Consider the following 15,265-nt stretch of genomic DNA (forward strand, 5'->3'; position numbering starts at 1 on the left):
ATGGCTCCTGCTGCAGAGGGTCATCGGCGTTTTGCTCTTCTCGTACTGTTGGCGCAGAAGTTGGGTATCGTCGAAGGGGCCGCGACAATCACTCTCACATTCAGCTTTTTATGTGCCTGCGTATTATATCGTCGATAAGTAAGCCCGCACCTGGATCCAGGGAGATGCTGATCGCACCCTCTCTATATTGTATTGTGACCGGTGCCGTGATTTCCTTACCAACTCTTACACCTTTTATAATCGCATAGTCATTGGGCTTTATTATTAGCCTGAGGCTTTTGGCTATAAATGGCGCTCCAAATTCCCTCTGGAGTAACTCTGGACTTACGCTGGAAGATATCCGAGGATCGGCATAGGCTGAGTCAGCGTTTCTATCGTAGTGATAAAATAACTGTTCAATGAGAACTCCATCGACCTGGTCGGTCGTCAGTATTGAATTCCCGCTTAAAAGGTCCAGTGGGTTAATTTCATGATTCTTTATGGCAAATGAGAGAATTCGCAAAAAGATCTGAGCAGCTTTGAAGTCAGGGTTGCTTCCATCAGACTGCAGACTTTCGGAAAGATGTAGGCGAGTGATGAATATTTTGTCATTTTCCACCACCAGGTTCAGGTCTACTCGAGCGGGAATGGGTTTTACACCGATTGGCTTGACACCATACCATTCATAATATCCTCCGAACCTTTCATGCATAGGTGTTTCTGGCTTTATTCCGTTGTTGATGTCCGATTCGTAATACAGGAGGGTTGAACATAGTGATTCAGCCAATTCTTCAGTAGGGGTGATACTCCAGATCCACTGATCAATATTTATAAAACGCCGGTCCTCGTCGTCAATCAATTTTGCCAGCAGATGAGTTCCGGAACCGGCTAGATAGCAAGTGCCAAAATTGATGGTGTTGATTTCTTTATCTGGTCGATGGGTGTAGGGCGTTCTATTGCCATTGACGTCGTTAATCACTCCAAGTATATGGAAGTCCTTTGCCTTGTGCCCCATTGCTACCAGAACCTGGTCGATAATAGTGCTGTCAATCAAGTAATCGGGATCGAAAGTCGAGGCAATATTGAACTTTTCTGAAAGCATTGCCCAAAACTCGAAGGCTGGACGGCAATCCCCGGCAAAGGCTAGTAGACCGCCGTTGTTAGGTAGGACGATTGTTTTTCTGCCTAATCGCACTACGTGCCATGGGCCGTCTTTTCCAACCCAATCTGTCTGGATGTAACCCAGTGAGGGGATCCACACGTGTTTGTTGTTTCGATGATCTTCACCGTCAGAACTCAAGAGACAGTCGGCAATGATATGAGGGTCGGTTTCAGCGTTAATTATTGCAATGACGGTCATAAGGATTGGTTCTCAGTATCTTTAGAATGAGCAGGTCGGTGATTTGAGCGTCCGTTGCGCGGCGCTCTGTTGCCTGAAGGCTTCTCGACCTAAATATGGCACAACACCGCCTGACGCAAGTCTTCGGTCACTCACAACTTTGCGCCTGTGGCGGGAAGGTCAACACGGCGTAAAGGGGCCACTCATTCAGCCAGCGCCTTGCCCCTGGCAACTGAAAACGCTTGCGGCAGGCGCGCACCATTCTTCGCGGCAAGTATCTCCGCCATCACGCTAACGGCGATTTCCGCAGGCGTCTTGCTGCCGATGTAGAGGCCGATCGGCCCGTGCAGGCGTTCAAGCGACGCCTCGGTCTCGCCAAAATGCTCGCAGCGCTTCGAGCAGGGCCAGATCGTCGAGTTTGGGGTCATGACTCAAGGCGACGATGCAGGTGCGCAGATCGACCGCAAAGTCGCGGACCACGTCATCCGGCATGCCAATGATGCGCTCCACGCCATCCACCGCCCAGGTCTCGATGTACTCGGGACGCGGATCGCACACCGCCACTTTGAAGCCGTTGAACAACGCCATGGTCGCTAGATACTCGGCCAGCGCACCGGCCCCGATCATCAGCATCCGATAGCCCGGCCCTAGAGTGTTGAGCATCTGCACGCCATCGAAACTGAACTGTTCCGGCGTTGCGGTCGGTTCGAGCATCACTTGTCCAGAATCCAACGTCAGGCGACGACGAACCAATTGCCCGGCGTCCAATTGCAACAGCAACTCATCAAGCGACTGCCACGCCGGGTTGAATTCAAGGATCAGTTCCAGCGTGCCTCCGCAGGGCAAGCCAAACCGATGCGCCTCATCGGCGCTGACGCCATAGCGCACCACGTGCGGCGTGCTGTCGCTGAAACCGTTACCGCCATGGGCGGTGGTATAGCGATGGATCAGATCGTCTTCGATGCAGCCACCGGACACGCTGCCCACCACGCGACCATCGTCACGCAAGGCCATCATCGACCCCGTCGGACGCGGTGAAGAACCCCAGGTCCGGGCCACCGTGGCGAGCACAACACGCTCGCCGGCGGCGAGCCAGTCCCGCGTCGTGCGCAGGACCAGCAAGTCGATGCTTTCCATCCAAACCTCCTCTTAGCGCATCTGCAGAATGATCGGACTGCTGCTGGCCGGATCGGTGTGCTCACGCAGTTTGCCGACTGTCTGCGCATCGACAGCACCGCCCTGATTGCCCCAGGTGCTGCGCATGAACGTCAGCACTTCGGCGATCTGCTGATCCGACAACTGCTCGCGGAAGGCCGGCATGCGATAGGCATCCGGCACGCCGGCCGCCACGACACGTTGCGAACCATTCAGGGTGATGTTGATCGCCGAGGCACTTTCCTTGGCCAGTGCAGAAGTCGCGCCGGCCAGCGGCGGCATCCATTCAGGTTGACCTTTGCCATCCAGACCATGGCAGGAAGCACAGCGCGTCACGTAGGTATGAGCACCGGGCGAGTCCAGACGTTGCGCTGCCGAAACCGCTTGATACTGCCACGGCGCGCCATCCCGTTCGCGATCCCCTGGAAGTGACTTCAGGTAGTGGGCAATCGCGCTCAGATCGTCATCGCTCATGAACTGCGTGGAGTTGTTGAACGCTTCGGTCATCGAGCCGTAGACCACCGCGTGTTGGTTGCGACCGGTCTTGAGGAACTGCACGATTTCCGCCTCACTCCAGCGGCCCAGGCCGGTGTTGTGATCATCGCGCAGGCTCGGCGCGTACCAGCCATCGAGCAAGGCGCCGGCGAGGTACGGCTTACCGGTTTCATCCAGAGCCTTTTCGTTGAACGCCAAGCCGCGCGGCGTATGGCAACTGCCGCAGTGCCCGGCGCCCTGAACGAGGTAAGCGCCACGGTTCCACGCTTGATCCTGCGACGGTTTCGCCACATAAGGCTCGGCGTCGACAAACACGCCGTTCCACAGTGCAATCGGCCAGCGCAGGTTCAGCGGAAACGGAATCGCACTGGGGATGTTCGCCTGTTTCACCGGCGCCACGCCTTTCATGAAAAACGCATACAGCGCACGCACATCATCGTCACTGAGCTTGGCGTAGGACGGGTAGGGCATCGCCGGGTACAAACGGCGGCTGTCGGGGGCGACGCCGTGGCGCACCGCCCGGTCGAAGTCCGCCAGGCTGTAATGGCCGATGCCGGTTTCCGTGTCGGGGGTGATATTGGTTGCGTGAATCGAGCCCAGCGGCGTGGCCATTTCCAGACCGCCGACGAACGGCGCACCGCCCGGCACGCTGTGGCAGGCCACGCAATCGCTAAGCCGGGCGACGTATTCGCCACGCGCGACCAGTGCCGGGTCGATGTCGGCCACGGCGATTTGATGGGTTTCAAGGCGCGAGGCGGGCTCGCGGGTGACATACCAGGCCAGCAGGCCTGCCGCGACCAGGCACGGCACTGCCAGCCAGCCTGCGGTTCTTGCGAATCGGCTGTTATTCATGGACGCTCCGGCGCTGATCAAGTGAAGGTGTGGCGGCTCATGGGCAGGCTGCGCACCCGCTGACCGGTTAGCGCTGCCACCGCGTTAGCGACGGCGGGCGCGACCGCAGGCAGCGGCGGTTCACCGATGCCACCCATTTTTTCGCCACTCTCGACCACACGCACATGGACCCGAGCCATCCGCGCAGGCGGCAGGATCGGATACAAGTCGTAGTTGCGCGCCCGGGGTTTGCCATCAATCCACACAGCTTCTTCCACCAGGGTTTGCGACAGTCCCAGCGCCACGGCGCCATTGACCTGCGCTTCGACAATCGCCGGGTTGACGATGCTGCCGGGGTCAATCGCCTGCCAGATGTCGTGCACCTTGACCTGACCGTTCTCGATAGAGACCTCGGCGATCACCGCCGTCTCTGTACCGAACGGCGAAGCCATGGCCACGCCGCGTGCACGTTTGCTGCCGTCTTCGGCGGTAAACGGCCCGCGCTTCCAGCCTCCGGATAGCTCACCCACCGCTTGCAGCAGGGTGGTCAGGCGTTTGTTGTCACGCAGCAAATGCAGGCGCAGGTCGAACGGGTCTTTGCCGCCCTTGTCGGCCAGCTCATCGAGGAACGATTCATAGAAGAAGTCGTTGAGCGAGTTGCCCACCGAACGCCAGTAACCGAGCATCGCCGGGCCTTTGACGTAGATCTGCGCGATGCGCTTGTTGGGGATCGCATAGGACTTGCCTGACAAGCCTTCAAGCGCTGTGGGGTCGAGTTTTTCACCCTGCTTGCCGGCGAGCGCTTCGGTCGGGCCTTCGGTGGCACTGATCGCTTCGATTGCCAGCGGCCAGCCGTCGCTGTCCAGCGCAGCGCGGAAATTCACTGCAGCAACGGGGCGCAGCACGTCGCGCAGGAACTCTTCTTCGCGGCTCCAGATCAGCTTGACCGGGCGGCCAACCGCTTTCGCCAGTGCGATCGCTTGCGGATACGGACTGGCTGAGTCATAGAGGAAATGCCGGCCGAAGAACCCACCCAGCAGTGGCGAATGCAAGGTGATGCGTGAAAGATCGAGGCCTGTACGCTTGGCGATGTCCGCGCGATACATGTCCGGCGCCTGATTCGGCAACCACACTTCTAGCGAACCATCCGGGTTGAATCGGGCCAGTGCCGACGGCGGTTCCAGTTGACCGTGGTTCAGGTATTGGTTGTGGTAAGTGGCGTCGATGCGGGTCTTGGTCTCCTTGAGAATCGACGCCACGTCGCCTTCGTTTTCATCATCTTTGGCCGGGCCTTTGTCTTCAGCGAGGCGTTTGAACCAGGCATCGCTGGAAAAGTCGGCGGGCATCGGCCGCACTTTGCTCTCGGCCGTTGGCTCTAGCCAGTCGACCTGGATCGCCTCGACGGCACGTTTGGCGTGCCACCAGCGCTCGGCGACCACCGCCACGGCCCCCGGCAGACGGTGCACGGAATGCACGCCTTTCATTGCCTTGACCTGCTCTTCGTTGCGCAGGTTGCCCACGGTCATGCCCAGGCGCGGGGCATGTTGCACGGCAGCATGGAGCATGTTGTCGACCTTGAGATCGATGCTGTACAGCGCCTTACCCGTGGATTTGTCGTAGGCATCGAGGCGCTTCACCGGTTTGCCGATCCAGCGGAACTGGCTCGGATCACGCAGCTTCACGGAAGCCGGATCAGGAACCGGCAGATCCATCGCGCGCTCGGCCAGTTCACCGTAAGCCAGCGAGCGGCCCGACTTGGCGTGCACGACTTTGCCAGGCTCGGTGGTCAATTCACTCACCGGCGCGCCAAGTTGCTGCGCGCCCGCCTGCAATAACATGGCGCGGGCGAGGGCGCCGAGGCGGCGCATGACCGGGTAACTCATGCGCACCGACATACTGCCGCCGGTGATGCGCATGCCGTTTTCCATCACCACGTAAGCCTCGCCGGGCGGCGCCGCTTCGACCAGAAAGGTCGACGGATCGGCATCGAGTTCTTCACCGACAATCTGCGCCATCGCGGTGAACGTGCCTTGCCCGCCTTCCATGAACGGGCAGAGCAGACGCACGCGGTTGTCGGGGCGGATCTCGAGAAACGCCGGGACCTGCGTGCCGCGTTCGGCCGTCGCCGCTGCCGCTGCTGCTTGCACGCGTGTTGCACCCAACGGCAGGCCGAAGCCGAGGACCAGTGCGCCGACGGCAGTACCGGTCAGAAAACGTCGGCGCGACACATTGATCGGTTCGTGCAGATCCAGCACCGAGGCTTGCTGTGAAGGGTCGATACGAACGGTCATCACGCGTCTCCCTTGCCGGCCAGTTCATGCACGGCGGCATGAATGGCGTTGTAAGTTCCGCAGCGGCACAGATTGACCATCGCCGCCTCGATTTGCGCATCACTCGGTTTGGGATTTTGTTTGAGCAGCGCCGTTGCGGCCATCACCTGCCCGGACTGGCAGTAGCCGCACTGCGCGACCTGCAGATCAACCCAGGTCGAGACCACCCGTTTGCCCACTTCATCGCTTTCGATGGCCTCAATCGTGGTGACCTCGCGGCCGACCACACCCGCCACTGGCGTGACGCACGAGCGCACCACATTGCCGTCGACCAGCACCGAGCAGGCGCCGCATTGCGCCAGCCCGCAGCCGTACTTGGTGCCGGTCATGCCCAGATCATCGCGGATCACCCAGAGCAAGGGCGTATCGGCATCGGCGTCGACCTGATAGGTCTTCTGGTTGATTCGTAGTTCCATGATTCACCCGCTGATCATCGGTTGACGTGCATTGTTATGAGCGGTGACACGCGGCGAGGCGCATCAGCGTTTTTCGTTCAATTGGCGACTGTGCCGAGCGCTTCTGCCTCGAACGGCTGCCCGCGCAACAGGGCAATGTCACGACTCGGCGCGGTGCCGAACAGGCGGCCATATTCGCGACTGAACTGCGAAGGACTTTCATAGCCGACCGCAAATGCCGCCCGCGACACGTCCAGGCGTTCTACCAGCATCAGTCGGCGCGCCTCATTCAGCCGCAGCCATTTCTGGTATTGCAGCGGACTCATGCCGGTGAGTTGGCGGAAATGATGGTGAAAGGTCGGCGCGCTCATCTGCACCCGCGCGGCCAGATCGTCGATGCGCAGGGCATCGGTGTAGTTGACCTTGAGCCAGTCAATCGCCTTGGCGATGCGATAACCCTGGCCATCGACGGCCGTGATCTGCCGCAGCCGCGCGCCTTGGTCGGTATGCAGCAACCGGTAGTGGATTTCGCGCAGAATCAGCGGCGCCAGGACCGGGATCGCCTCGGGTTCATCGAGCAATGCCAGCAGGCGGTCGAGCGCGTCCTCGAGCGCAGACGACAGGCTGCCAATCGCGGCGCCCGTGCCCGTTGCTGGCTGCCGCTTGGCCGGCAAGCCGCTCTTGGTGATGACCTCGGCGAGCATGCTGACATCCAGTTTCAGCACCAGACCGACACAGGGCTGTGTGGGGCTGGCGAGCATTACTTCGGAGTTGGCGGGCAGATCCAGTGAGGTCACCAGAAACCGTGAAGGGTCGTAGCTGTACCCCTCACCACCGACCCACAAGCGCTTTTCACCGCGACCGACGAGAATCAGGCTGGGTTCGATCATGCACACGGCGGGCGGTGCCGGCTGGTCGCGACGAAACAGCGACAAGCCGGGGATGGCCGTGGCGAAATCACCCGGTGCGCTCATGCGCGGGTCAATGTTCAGCGCCAGTGGTGATTCATGGCGCAGGGGGGGATCGATCATGGCGGGTCACTCCTGTTGATCGAACTCTAATCCGCGCAAGAGACGTTTCCTATCCATCACCCTGCATCGCCAGAGGATCAGGCAAGCATTCAAGAGGAATGCGCTAGGGAAGCGCCGGATCGACCGGGAGAATGTGTCTATCTGTTACAGGGGGCAGTGCCTGGATGGGCGACAAACTGCTTGCCCCTGCGCATCGCACCCATACGTTTTTCTCGCACCACAGGTAGTTCTGATGACCTTTCCTTCTACAGATCCTTCTAAAACAACAGGCGGCTGGAGCGCTGTGCTGGCCATGTCGTTGGCCGCATTCGCTTTGGTCGCTTCAGAATTCATGCCGGTCAGCCTGCTGACGCCGATTGCCGCAGACCTGCACATCACCGAAGGCCAGGCCGGGCAGGGGATTTCCGTGTCCGGTGCCTTTGCCTTGATCACCAGCCTGTTGATCGCCTCGGTCGCCGCGCGCATCGAACGCAAGAAATTGCTGCTGGGCCTGACCTTGCTGATGATCGTCTCCGGAACGGTCGTCGCGGTCGCGCCGGGTTACCCGTCATTCATGTTTGGACGTGCGTTGATCGGGATCGCGATTGGTGGTTTCTGGTCACTGTCGGCGGCGACTGCAATGCGTCTGGTGAAGCCTGAACAGGTGTCGCGAGCGCTGGCCATCGTCAATGGCGGTAACGCTCTCGCCACGGTTATCGCCGCTCCGGCGGGGAGTTTTCTGGGCTCGCTGATCGGCTGGCGCGGCGCATTCTTCTGCGTGGTTCCAGTCGCGGTGCTGGCCGCCGTGTGGCTGCTGATCAGCCTTCCGTCGTTCAAGGCCGAACGCCAGGCCGGTAGCGGCAACGTCCTGCGGCCGATGAAGCAATTGCCAGTGGCCTTGGGCATGATCGCCGTCAGCGTGTTTTTCATGGGCCAGTTCATGCTGTTCACCTACCTGCGGCCCTTTCTTGAAGGCGTGACGGGCGTCAGCGTTTCTACGTTGTCCTTGATGCTGCTGGGGTTGGGACTGGCCGGTTTTATCGGCACTTTTTTGATCGAACGGTTTATGGGGCGCGGCCTCTACCGCACGTTGACCGTCATCCCGCTGATCATGGCGGCCATCGCACTGGCGTTGGTCAGCTTCGGCAAATCACCGTTGCTGACCGCCATGTTGCTCGGACTCTGGGGACTGGTTGCCACCGCCGCGCCGGTTGGATGGTGGACATGGCTGGCGCAGACGCTTCCGGATGATGCGGAGGCCGGAGGCGGCTTGCTAGTGGCGATTGTCCAACTGGCGATCGCCGGCGGCGCAATTATTGGTGGTCTGGCTTTTGACTTGAGTGGTTATAAAGCTACGTTCGAGCTCAGTGCCGCGGCGTTGGTTGTCGCGTCTGTGCTGGCCTGGCTGGCGGGGCGCAATGCCACGGAGGTTCATCTTGTTGAGTCGGCAGTTCATTCGGACGCTGTTCCCGGCGAAGCTGAGTCCCGATTTGTCTGATCAAGCAGAAGGCTGCTCAGTGCGCCAATGACGGTTGGGTCGCGACCGAGACAGTGAAGACCACGACAAACAGCACGACGATTCCCCAGAACAACACCATGACTGTCACCATGACGGCCTTAAGGCCTTGATAAAGCCTGCGCAGCCAATGGCCTTCGGGTTTTGCTTCTGCGCGGGTTCTGAGTACGCCTTTCAAATAGAAGCCTAGGAGCGCCAATAGCGCGCCATCTATTGCCAGTGCAGGCAGGCCGGCTATGGGGAAAATGCTTTCCCACCGATAGAAAGAAGACCGGCTCAGAAAGACCACATAACACGTCAGGCTGCCGTAGGGCAGTGCTCTCCACCATTTGCCGGCCAGCGCGCCGACCATCAGGCACATGATCACCATGAACGGGCTGAGGAGAATATGGAGCATCCACTCCAGTACGTTGGGCAAGTAGTCCGGGGAATGGATGTTGCGCCAGAGGTGTTCCAACATTGATCGGGCTCCTGCCGTCCATGAAGTAAGTGCTGCTGCGGTGCTTCCGTGCTGCAGCACAGTATCGGCATGTTTTTGGGTTACATAAGGGCTGTTGGCATTTCGTCATCCTCTAGCGGCCGCTCGCGCCACGGTCATCAACCCTCGCTCTACCACGCTCTGTTTATCTCTGTTGATCCCCCGATTTAGCAGGTCTTTGATTGATTGCACCGATCAGACGGCCCCACTATTCCCGTTATGCTATACGTCAGCGCGGCCCGATTTTTGTGTCGTTTGGGGAGAGAAACCTGGCGTTCGCCAGGTGAGATGAAGCATTACGGTTGCACAAAGTGCGAAGGGCAATCCCACCGAGATCGACACTTTGTAGGCCAGCAATAGTCCCGCTGCGCAACCAACGAAAGCGGCTAAAACGAGAAAGCCGGCGTCTGCCATTTCCATTCCCGGTCGAATAATTAATTTTAGTAAGCCATGCATCTGTAAATTCTCTACAAAAGGTGTTTTTGCATCGCCCTGAAAGGCCTAGGTCTCATCAATCGTTATTGATACAAGTAGTTCTCTCTCGGCGTCATTGGGAATTAACCCTGTCGTTTCCGCGAGCAAGACAGCCAGGCCGCTACTGTTGGTCACGATTACCTCGGCTTGAGCCCGATTACCCTCATCGATCCCCATGATTTTCCACACGCATGTAAGCTCATCCCCCATATAAACGGGGCGCTTGAAGCGCAGACTCATGGAGGTAGCCAACCACCCCAACTGCCCTCCGATCTCTGTGATCAATGTCGCAGTAAGCAAACCGTGAGCGATGACACCATCAAAGCCTTTGGCCTCTGCATACTTGGCATCGGAATGCACTGGGTTGTGATCGCGCGATAGCGCTTCAAACTGGACGATGTCTGCGTCCGAAAAAGTGCGTTTGATTTCAAAAGTGTCACCTTCCTCCAGGCCTTCTATCGCCTTCTGGCGCAGTGTGCTCATTGCGATCTCCGATGCTCTAAAAAGTATGTTCTGGCCCAGGGAATGAGCCCGATTCGACATCTTTAGCAAAGGCTTGAGCAGCGTCACTCATCACCTTTCTCATATCCGCATACTGCTTGACGAATCGCGGCAACTGACCATCCCTTAGCCCCGCCATGTCCTGCCAGACAAGCACCTGTGCATCGCAGCCATTACCAGCACCAATTCCTACGGTAGGGATGGAGACTGTCTCGGTGATCCTCGTTGCTACATCGCCTGGGACCATCTCTATCAGCAGGCCAAACGCCCCAGCACGCTCGAAGGCAACGCTCAAATCAATCAACCGCTGCGCGTCTTCGCCTTTGCCCTGGATGCGGTATCCGCCCAGCTGATGTTCTGCCTGTGGGGTAAAACCGATATGGGCCATAACTGGTATGCCAGCGGCTACCAACATCTCTACCTGCGCAAGCATCTCGATCCCACCTTCGAGCTTTATGGCGTGAGCGCCGCCTTCCTTCATGAAGCGCACTGCGGTATGGAAGCATTGCTCAGGCGATCCCTGATAAGAGCCAAAAGGCAAATCGGCAATGACCAACGCTCGTTCGGCAGCATTCGAAACCGCCCTGACAAGAGGAAGCATCTCGTCAACTGTTACTGCCAACGTCGAGTTATGTCCAAACACGTTGTTGGCTGCGGAATCGCCGACGAGCAGTACTGGAATTCCTGCCGCCTCAAACACTGACGCTGCGTACATGTCATAAGCAGTCAACATGGCCCATTTCTGACCCCGTGCCTTCATGTCCTGTAAATGTGGAATTCGTACCCTTGCGCGAGGAGGGCTGTTATAGGGGGCGTTGATTTGATCAGACATTTCACTTCCTCAATTCAAATGGCCAGCCGCTCGGCAGCTAGAACCACAGCGATTACGATCATCGCGGCTCCCGATATCCGACTCACATGGGTTGCCGCTGCTGGTCGTGAAGCAAGCACCGCACCAGCGCCATAGCCGACCGCGAGATAGACGACACCGCAACTGACACCATGAATCAGGCCTAGAGCGACAATCTGAGCCCCTACTGGCCATGCGGCTGACGCATCAGTGAACTGAGGTAGTAGCGCCAGGAACAACAATAGGACTTTCGGGTTGAGACCGCTGACGCATAGTCCTTTTATCGCCCAGGCCATCCAGGCACCTTCATCGTGGGATGTCCCTTGAGCAGGCAGCGAAGGCTTGAGCAACATGTTGAGGCCGAGCCATAAGAGATAGGCCGCCCCCATCAGCGTTAACGTCAGCAACGCATAGGGAATTTTGACCAGCACTCCCCCCACACCTGCGGCGACGATCAGCGTGGCCACAAGATGGCCGGAAAGCATGCCGACTACGGCGGGTAAGACGCGGCCTCGCAAACCTGCCGAAATCGCGTAGGCCCAGTCGACCCCGGGCGTGATAACAAACAAAAATGATACGGCCCAAAACGCCATAATCAGAGAAACAGTCACGATCAAATCCTTCCTCTTCCATCAATTCAAAGCGCCGCTTGACCCTGAAAAACCGTGATAGAAGGATAATGAAAGCGAAGTGGTATTATCTTTCGAAGATACCTGTCGAAGCTGAATGAATTAGAAGGTTTTTCCTAATGGATCGTGTGGACAAGAAGATTCTTGCGCAACTACAGCAAGATGGTCGTCAGTCACTGACGGAGCTGGCCGACCGCGTAGGTCTAAGTTTGTCTCCATGCCATCGACGCGTTCGGGCGATGGAAGATCTGGGAGTGATCAAGGGTTATCGAGCTCAACTATCCGCAACTGAGTTAGGACTCAATTTCTCGTCCCTGGTATTCGTGACGCTCCGAGAGGGACACCAAAAAGCAGTAGCTGATTTTGAAGATGCTTTACCGCGAATTCCTTACATCGTCCAAGCTCAGAGACTTTTTGGCGATCCTGATTACTTGCTAATGGTGGTGACAGCAGATCTTCCTGCATTTCAAAAACTATACGATGAGGAACTGTCGAGGTTACCCAACGTACAGCGTCTGACATCGACGTTGGTGATGAAGCACGTGATCATTGATCGTCCGCTGCCGTTGGAATGAAGTTCAAATATTGCGGATAACGCAGGGAAGTCGTCAGGCTTTGTCGAATCGCCCCAGAGCTGAGATGCGGATGCTCTGGGGCCGGACTTAGAATGCCTAATCCGACCGCATCTGGGGCCCACGGCTAAAGACTAAATTCATAGGTTAAAGGCTGGGAGACAAGCGTGCCGCAACCACCAAGCCGTCCAGCCATTCCTGATGACCGTTGATCATCGGATTGGGTTTGGCCTTGGCGAGATCCTCCGCTGGTTTCCCCGGCAGGGGGCGGTTTTCATGGAGTGACGGATGATGCTCTGGAAAAACTTGGAAGATCACGTCGAGTGACAGTGTCGGTGACCAGCTCAGTTTCCAGACCATCTGTGACGGAGTCGTTCTTGGGCTCGCGGGGCACCTTTGAGCTATTGTCTGTTACTGATAGCCGCCCCTTGCGAGCGTCAGCAATGGGTAGATAACGACCATATACTGATGGCTGCTTATGGCCAAAAGCAGTCTTTAACGACGGCCATCCACCATCACGAGTATCCGCAAATATCAGCTTATGCCCCGGCTGACATCCGGTGATGTTCCACCAAAAAGTCCACGAATAATCGCACCCGCGCCGGCATCGCCGCGCCGCCGACGAATACCGCATGAATAGGTTCCTGGTCCCCGGGATTCCACGCGTCCAGCAGCGCAATCAGGTCGCCGCGCTGGAGATCCTCGCTCACGCTGAACTCTCCGATACGGGCAATGCCGGCACCTACACGCGCGAATTGTGCCAGCGCTTCACCACTGCTGCATTCGATGTTGCCGCTGACCTTCAGGGAAAACGCTTTGCCATCGCGGATAAACGGCCAGTTGGGTTCGGCACGCCGGAAGTTGAAGCGCAGGCAGTTGTGCTGGAGCAGGTCTTCCGGTTCCTGTGGGACGCCGTGACGCTGCAGATACTGCGGCGATGCCACCACGACCTGGCCGGTGGTGCCGATCCTGCGTGCGGTCAGCGGGCTGTCGGGCAGATGGCCGAAGCGCACTGCGACGTCGGCTTGTCCGGCAAGAATGTCGACCACTTCGTCGCCGAGGGTGAGGTCGACGACGATGTTCGGGTAACGGGCGCTGAAGGCTGCGATTAACGGAACGATGGCCAGCCTCCCATGGCCAAGAGCGGCACTGACCCGCAATCGCCCTCTGGGCACGCCTTGATCGGCGATGGCTTCTTCGACCTCATCCATGTCGGCGAGGATCCGCCGGGCGCCGCGCAGGAACGCTTCGCCCTCGGCGGTGAAGGTGATCGCTCGGGTGGTGCGCAATAGCAGGCGGGTGCCAAGCCGTTGCTCGGTGCGCGCGATGATCCGACTGACTGCCGAAGGTGTCAGGCCCAGTGCACGCGCGGCGGCCGACAGACTGCCTTCCTGCGCCACGGTGGTGAACACGCTCATTTCACCTGACCTGCCGTTGAAATCCACTTGTGCCTCCTACGCAAAGGTGATTGCCAAAAACGCTATCTACCGCCTGAAAGGGCGGGATCGTAGCATTGGCAGCATAGATAAGGAGCTTTCCATGCGTATCAATCCACCACTTGTTGCACTCGCCATCGGTGCCTTCGGCATCGGCGTTACAGAATTCGCCCCCATGGGCATGTTGCCGGGTATCGCTGCTGATCTGGGCGTTTCCATTCCTGCTGCGGGTTTGCTGGTCAGTGCTTATGCGCTCGGCGTATTGCTCGGCGCACCGCTGATGACCCTGACCACCGGCAGAATTCCCCGACGCTATTTGCTGATAGGGCTCATGGCGATTTTCACCCTGGGTAATCTGATGTCTGCACTGGCGACCGATTACTACAGCCTCATGGTCGCCAGGGTGGTGACCTCACTGAACCACGGTGCCTTCTTTGGCGTTGGCTCCGTCGTCGCCGCTACCCTGGTCGCCCCGGAAAAACGTGCCGGGGCGGTTGCGGCGATGTTCATGGGCCTGACCCTGGCGACCATCGGCGGTGTGCCGCTGGCGGCCTGGTTTGGCGAACTGTTCGGTTGGCGCACCGCTTTCTGGGGTATTACCGGCCTGGGCGTAGTGACGATGGCCGCGTTGTGGTTCGCCTTGCCCAACGTGCGGGCGCCGCAAAGCGCCGGTGTCATGGCGGAAATCCGGGTGTTGGGGCGCGGCCCGGTGCTGGCCGCGCTGGCCCTGACCGTCGTCGGCTCGAGTGCAATGTTCACCGTCTTCACCTACATCGCGCCGATCCTCAGCAGCGAGACCCATGCGTCCACCGCCTTCATCACTGCCATGCTGATGCTTTACGGTGTTGGGCTTACGCTGGGCAACATGTGGGGCGGCAAGGCCGCTGACCGCTCGATCGATCGCACCCTGATTGTCTCGCTGAGTGTACTGATTGTGGTCTTGGTGGCATTCACCGTACTGATGCGCTGGCCGCTGCCGGCCGCCGTGGCCATCCTGATCTGGGGTATTGCCAGTTTCGCCCTGGTGCCGCCGCTACAGATGCGTGTAATGGAAGCGGCGAAGGACGCGCCCAATCTGGCCTCGGCGGTCAACATCGGCGCCTTCAACTTCGGCAACGCGATTGGCGCAGCGCTGGGCGGCGCGGTGATCAGTAGTGGGCTGGGTTATCCGGCGATCTCCCTGGCCGGCGCGGCAATGGCGGGTCTGGGGCTGCTGATGGTGTTGGGGTTTGCGTGGCGTTCCAGAACGATTCAAGCGGCAACGGTGTGACAAGC

At 58.7% G+C, this 15,265-nt stretch carries 14 protein-coding genes and 1 pseudogene; 3 read left to right on the top strand and 12 right to left on the bottom strand.

Annotated elements, in window-relative coordinates:
• Positions 1-100: 100 nt before the first annotated feature.
• The 6 genes and pseudogenes from A8O26_RS11535 to A8O26_RS11560 all read right to left on the bottom strand — a co-directional run bounded on the left by A8O26_RS11535 (position 101) and on the right by A8O26_RS11560 (position 7,555).
• The gene (locus A8O26_RS11535; RefSeq protein ID WP_064118099.1) at positions 101-1,339 is read right to left on the bottom strand and encodes a hypothetical protein; all 1,239 of its coding nucleotides are present in this window, start codon (positions 1,337-1,339) and stop codon (positions 101-103) included.
• Positions 1,340-1,521: 182 nt separating this feature from the next.
• Positions 1,522-2,455: pseudogene (locus A8O26_RS11540) on the bottom strand (XdhC family protein).
• Positions 2,456-2,467: 12 nt separating this feature from the next.
• Complete coding sequence (locus A8O26_RS11545) at positions 2,468-3,820, bottom strand: c-type cytochrome (RefSeq protein ID WP_064118100.1); 1,353 nt, start codon at positions 3,818-3,820, stop codon at positions 2,468-2,470.
• 17 nt (positions 3,821-3,837) lie between these two features.
• Complete coding sequence (locus A8O26_RS11550; protein WP_064118101.1) at positions 3,838-6,090, bottom strand: xanthine dehydrogenase family protein molybdopterin-binding subunit; 2,253 nt, start codon at positions 6,088-6,090, stop codon at positions 3,838-3,840.
• Positions 6,090-6,545, bottom strand: a complete 456-nt coding sequence (locus tag A8O26_RS11555) for a (2Fe-2S)-binding protein (protein ID WP_064118102.1) — start codon at positions 6,543-6,545, stop codon at positions 6,090-6,092. Before A8O26_RS11555 ends, A8O26_RS11550 begins: the two co-directional genes overlap by 1 nt.
• A gap of 77 nt (positions 6,546-6,622) precedes the next feature.
• Positions 6,623-7,555: an AraC family transcriptional regulator gene (locus A8O26_RS11560; protein ID WP_064118103.1), complete on the bottom strand. Its 933-nt coding sequence runs from the start codon at positions 7,553-7,555 to the stop codon at positions 6,623-6,625.
• A 232-nt stretch (positions 7,556-7,787) separates the two neighbouring features.
• Between A8O26_RS11560 and A8O26_RS11565 the strand changes: the two genes are divergently transcribed.
• On the top strand, positions 7,788-9,032 hold the full coding sequence (locus A8O26_RS11565) for an MFS transporter (RefSeq protein ID WP_064118104.1): 1,245 nt from the start codon (positions 7,788-7,790) through the stop codon (positions 9,030-9,032).
• Positions 9,033-9,048: 16 nt separating this feature from the next.
• On the opposite strand, the gene A8O26_RS11570 is transcribed toward A8O26_RS11565, so the two are convergent.
• From A8O26_RS11570 to A8O26_RS11585, 4 genes are all read right to left on the bottom strand, one after another.
• A complete protein-coding gene (locus A8O26_RS11570) occupies positions 9,049-9,510 on the bottom strand; it encodes a hypothetical protein (RefSeq protein ID WP_064118105.1) in 462 nt (153 codons plus the stop codon).
• A 519-nt stretch (positions 9,511-10,029) separates the two neighbouring features.
• Positions 10,030-10,485, bottom strand: coding sequence for a MaoC family dehydratase (locus A8O26_RS11575; RefSeq protein ID WP_064118106.1), 456 nt, complete (start codon positions 10,483-10,485; stop codon positions 10,030-10,032).
• Positions 10,486-10,501: 16 nt separating this feature from the next.
• On the bottom strand, positions 10,502-11,335 hold the full coding sequence (panB, locus tag A8O26_RS11580; protein ID WP_064118107.1) for a 3-methyl-2-oxobutanoate hydroxymethyltransferase: 834 nt from the start codon (positions 11,333-11,335) through the stop codon (positions 10,502-10,504).
• A gap of 14 nt (positions 11,336-11,349) precedes the next feature.
• A complete protein-coding gene (locus tag A8O26_RS11585) occupies positions 11,350-11,964 on the bottom strand; it encodes a LysE family translocator (RefSeq protein WP_064118108.1) in 615 nt (204 codons plus the stop codon).
• A 137-nt stretch (positions 11,965-12,101) separates the two neighbouring features.
• Between A8O26_RS11585 and A8O26_RS11590 the strand changes: the two genes are divergently transcribed.
• Entirely contained in the window at positions 12,102-12,557 is a 456-nt protein-coding gene (locus A8O26_RS11590; protein WP_003212635.1) for an Lrp/AsnC family transcriptional regulator, read from the top strand.
• A gap of 144 nt (positions 12,558-12,701) precedes the next feature.
• Here A8O26_RS11590 and A8O26_RS30595 read toward each other — a convergent pair whose 3' ends face one another.
• Both A8O26_RS30595 and A8O26_RS11600 read right to left on the bottom strand, forming a co-directional pair.
• Positions 12,702-12,914, bottom strand: coding sequence for a hypothetical protein (locus tag A8O26_RS30595; RefSeq protein ID WP_064118109.1), 213 nt, complete (start codon positions 12,912-12,914; stop codon positions 12,702-12,704).
• Between the two features lie 179 nt (positions 12,915-13,093).
• A complete protein-coding gene (locus tag A8O26_RS11600) occupies positions 13,094-13,999 on the bottom strand; it encodes a LysR substrate-binding domain-containing protein (protein WP_064118110.1) in 906 nt (301 codons plus the stop codon).
• Between the two features lie 94 nt (positions 14,000-14,093).
• On the opposite strand from A8O26_RS11600, the gene A8O26_RS11605 reads away from it, so the two are divergent.
• Positions 14,094-15,260 carry an MFS transporter gene (locus A8O26_RS11605; protein WP_064118111.1) on the top strand — a complete coding sequence of 389 codons (1,167 nt, stop codon included), beginning with the start codon at positions 14,094-14,096 and terminating at the stop codon, positions 15,258-15,260.
• Positions 15,261-15,265 lie beyond the last annotated feature (5 nt).

It is taken from the genome of Pseudomonas fluorescens, from assembly GCF_001648775.1.
GTDB classification, from domain to species: domain Bacteria; phylum Pseudomonadota; class Gammaproteobacteria; order Pseudomonadales; family Pseudomonadaceae; genus Aquipseudomonas; species Aquipseudomonas fluorescens_M.

Bases quoted from the DNA above. Each gene is read 5' to 3' on its own strand.
- A8O26_RS11545 (WP_064118100.1), bottom strand. From the start codon at position 3,820: ATGAATAACAGCCGATTCGCAAGAACCGCAGGCTGGCTGGCAGTGCCG.
- A8O26_RS11560 (WP_064118103.1), bottom strand. From the start codon at position 7,555: ATGATCGATCCCCCCCTGCGCCATGAATCACCACTGGCGCTGAACATT.
- A8O26_RS30595 (WP_064118109.1), bottom strand. From the start codon at position 12,914: ATGGTCTGGAAACTGAGCTGGTCACCGACACTGTCACTCGACGTGATC.
- A8O26_RS11575 (WP_064118106.1), bottom strand. From the start codon at position 10,485: ATGAGCACACTGCGCCAGAAGGCGATAGAAGGCCTGGAGGAAGGTGAC.
- A8O26_RS11535 (WP_064118099.1), bottom strand. From the start codon at position 1,339: ATGACCGTCATTGCAATAATTAACGCTGAAACCGACCCTCATATCATT.
- panB (WP_064118107.1), bottom strand. From the start codon at position 11,335: ATGTCTGATCAAATCAACGCCCCCTATAACAGCCCTCCTCGCGCAAGG.
- A8O26_RS11570 (WP_064118105.1), bottom strand. From the start codon at position 9,510: ATGTTGGAACACCTCTGGCGCAACATCCATTCCCCGGACTACTTGCCC.
- A8O26_RS11605 (WP_064118111.1), top strand. From the start codon at position 14,094: ATGCGTATCAATCCACCACTTGTTGCACTCGCCATCGGTGCCTTCGGC.
- A8O26_RS11550 (WP_064118101.1), bottom strand. From the start codon at position 6,090: ATGACCGTTCGTATCGACCCTTCACAGCAAGCCTCGGTGCTGGATCTG.
- A8O26_RS11565 (WP_064118104.1), top strand. From the start codon at position 7,788: ATGACCTTTCCTTCTACAGATCCTTCTAAAACAACAGGCGGCTGGAGC.
- A8O26_RS11590 (WP_003212635.1), top strand. From the start codon at position 12,102: ATGGATCGTGTGGACAAGAAGATTCTTGCGCAACTACAGCAAGATGGT.
- A8O26_RS11555 (WP_064118102.1), bottom strand. From the start codon at position 6,545: ATGGAACTACGAATCAACCAGAAGACCTATCAGGTCGACGCCGATGCC.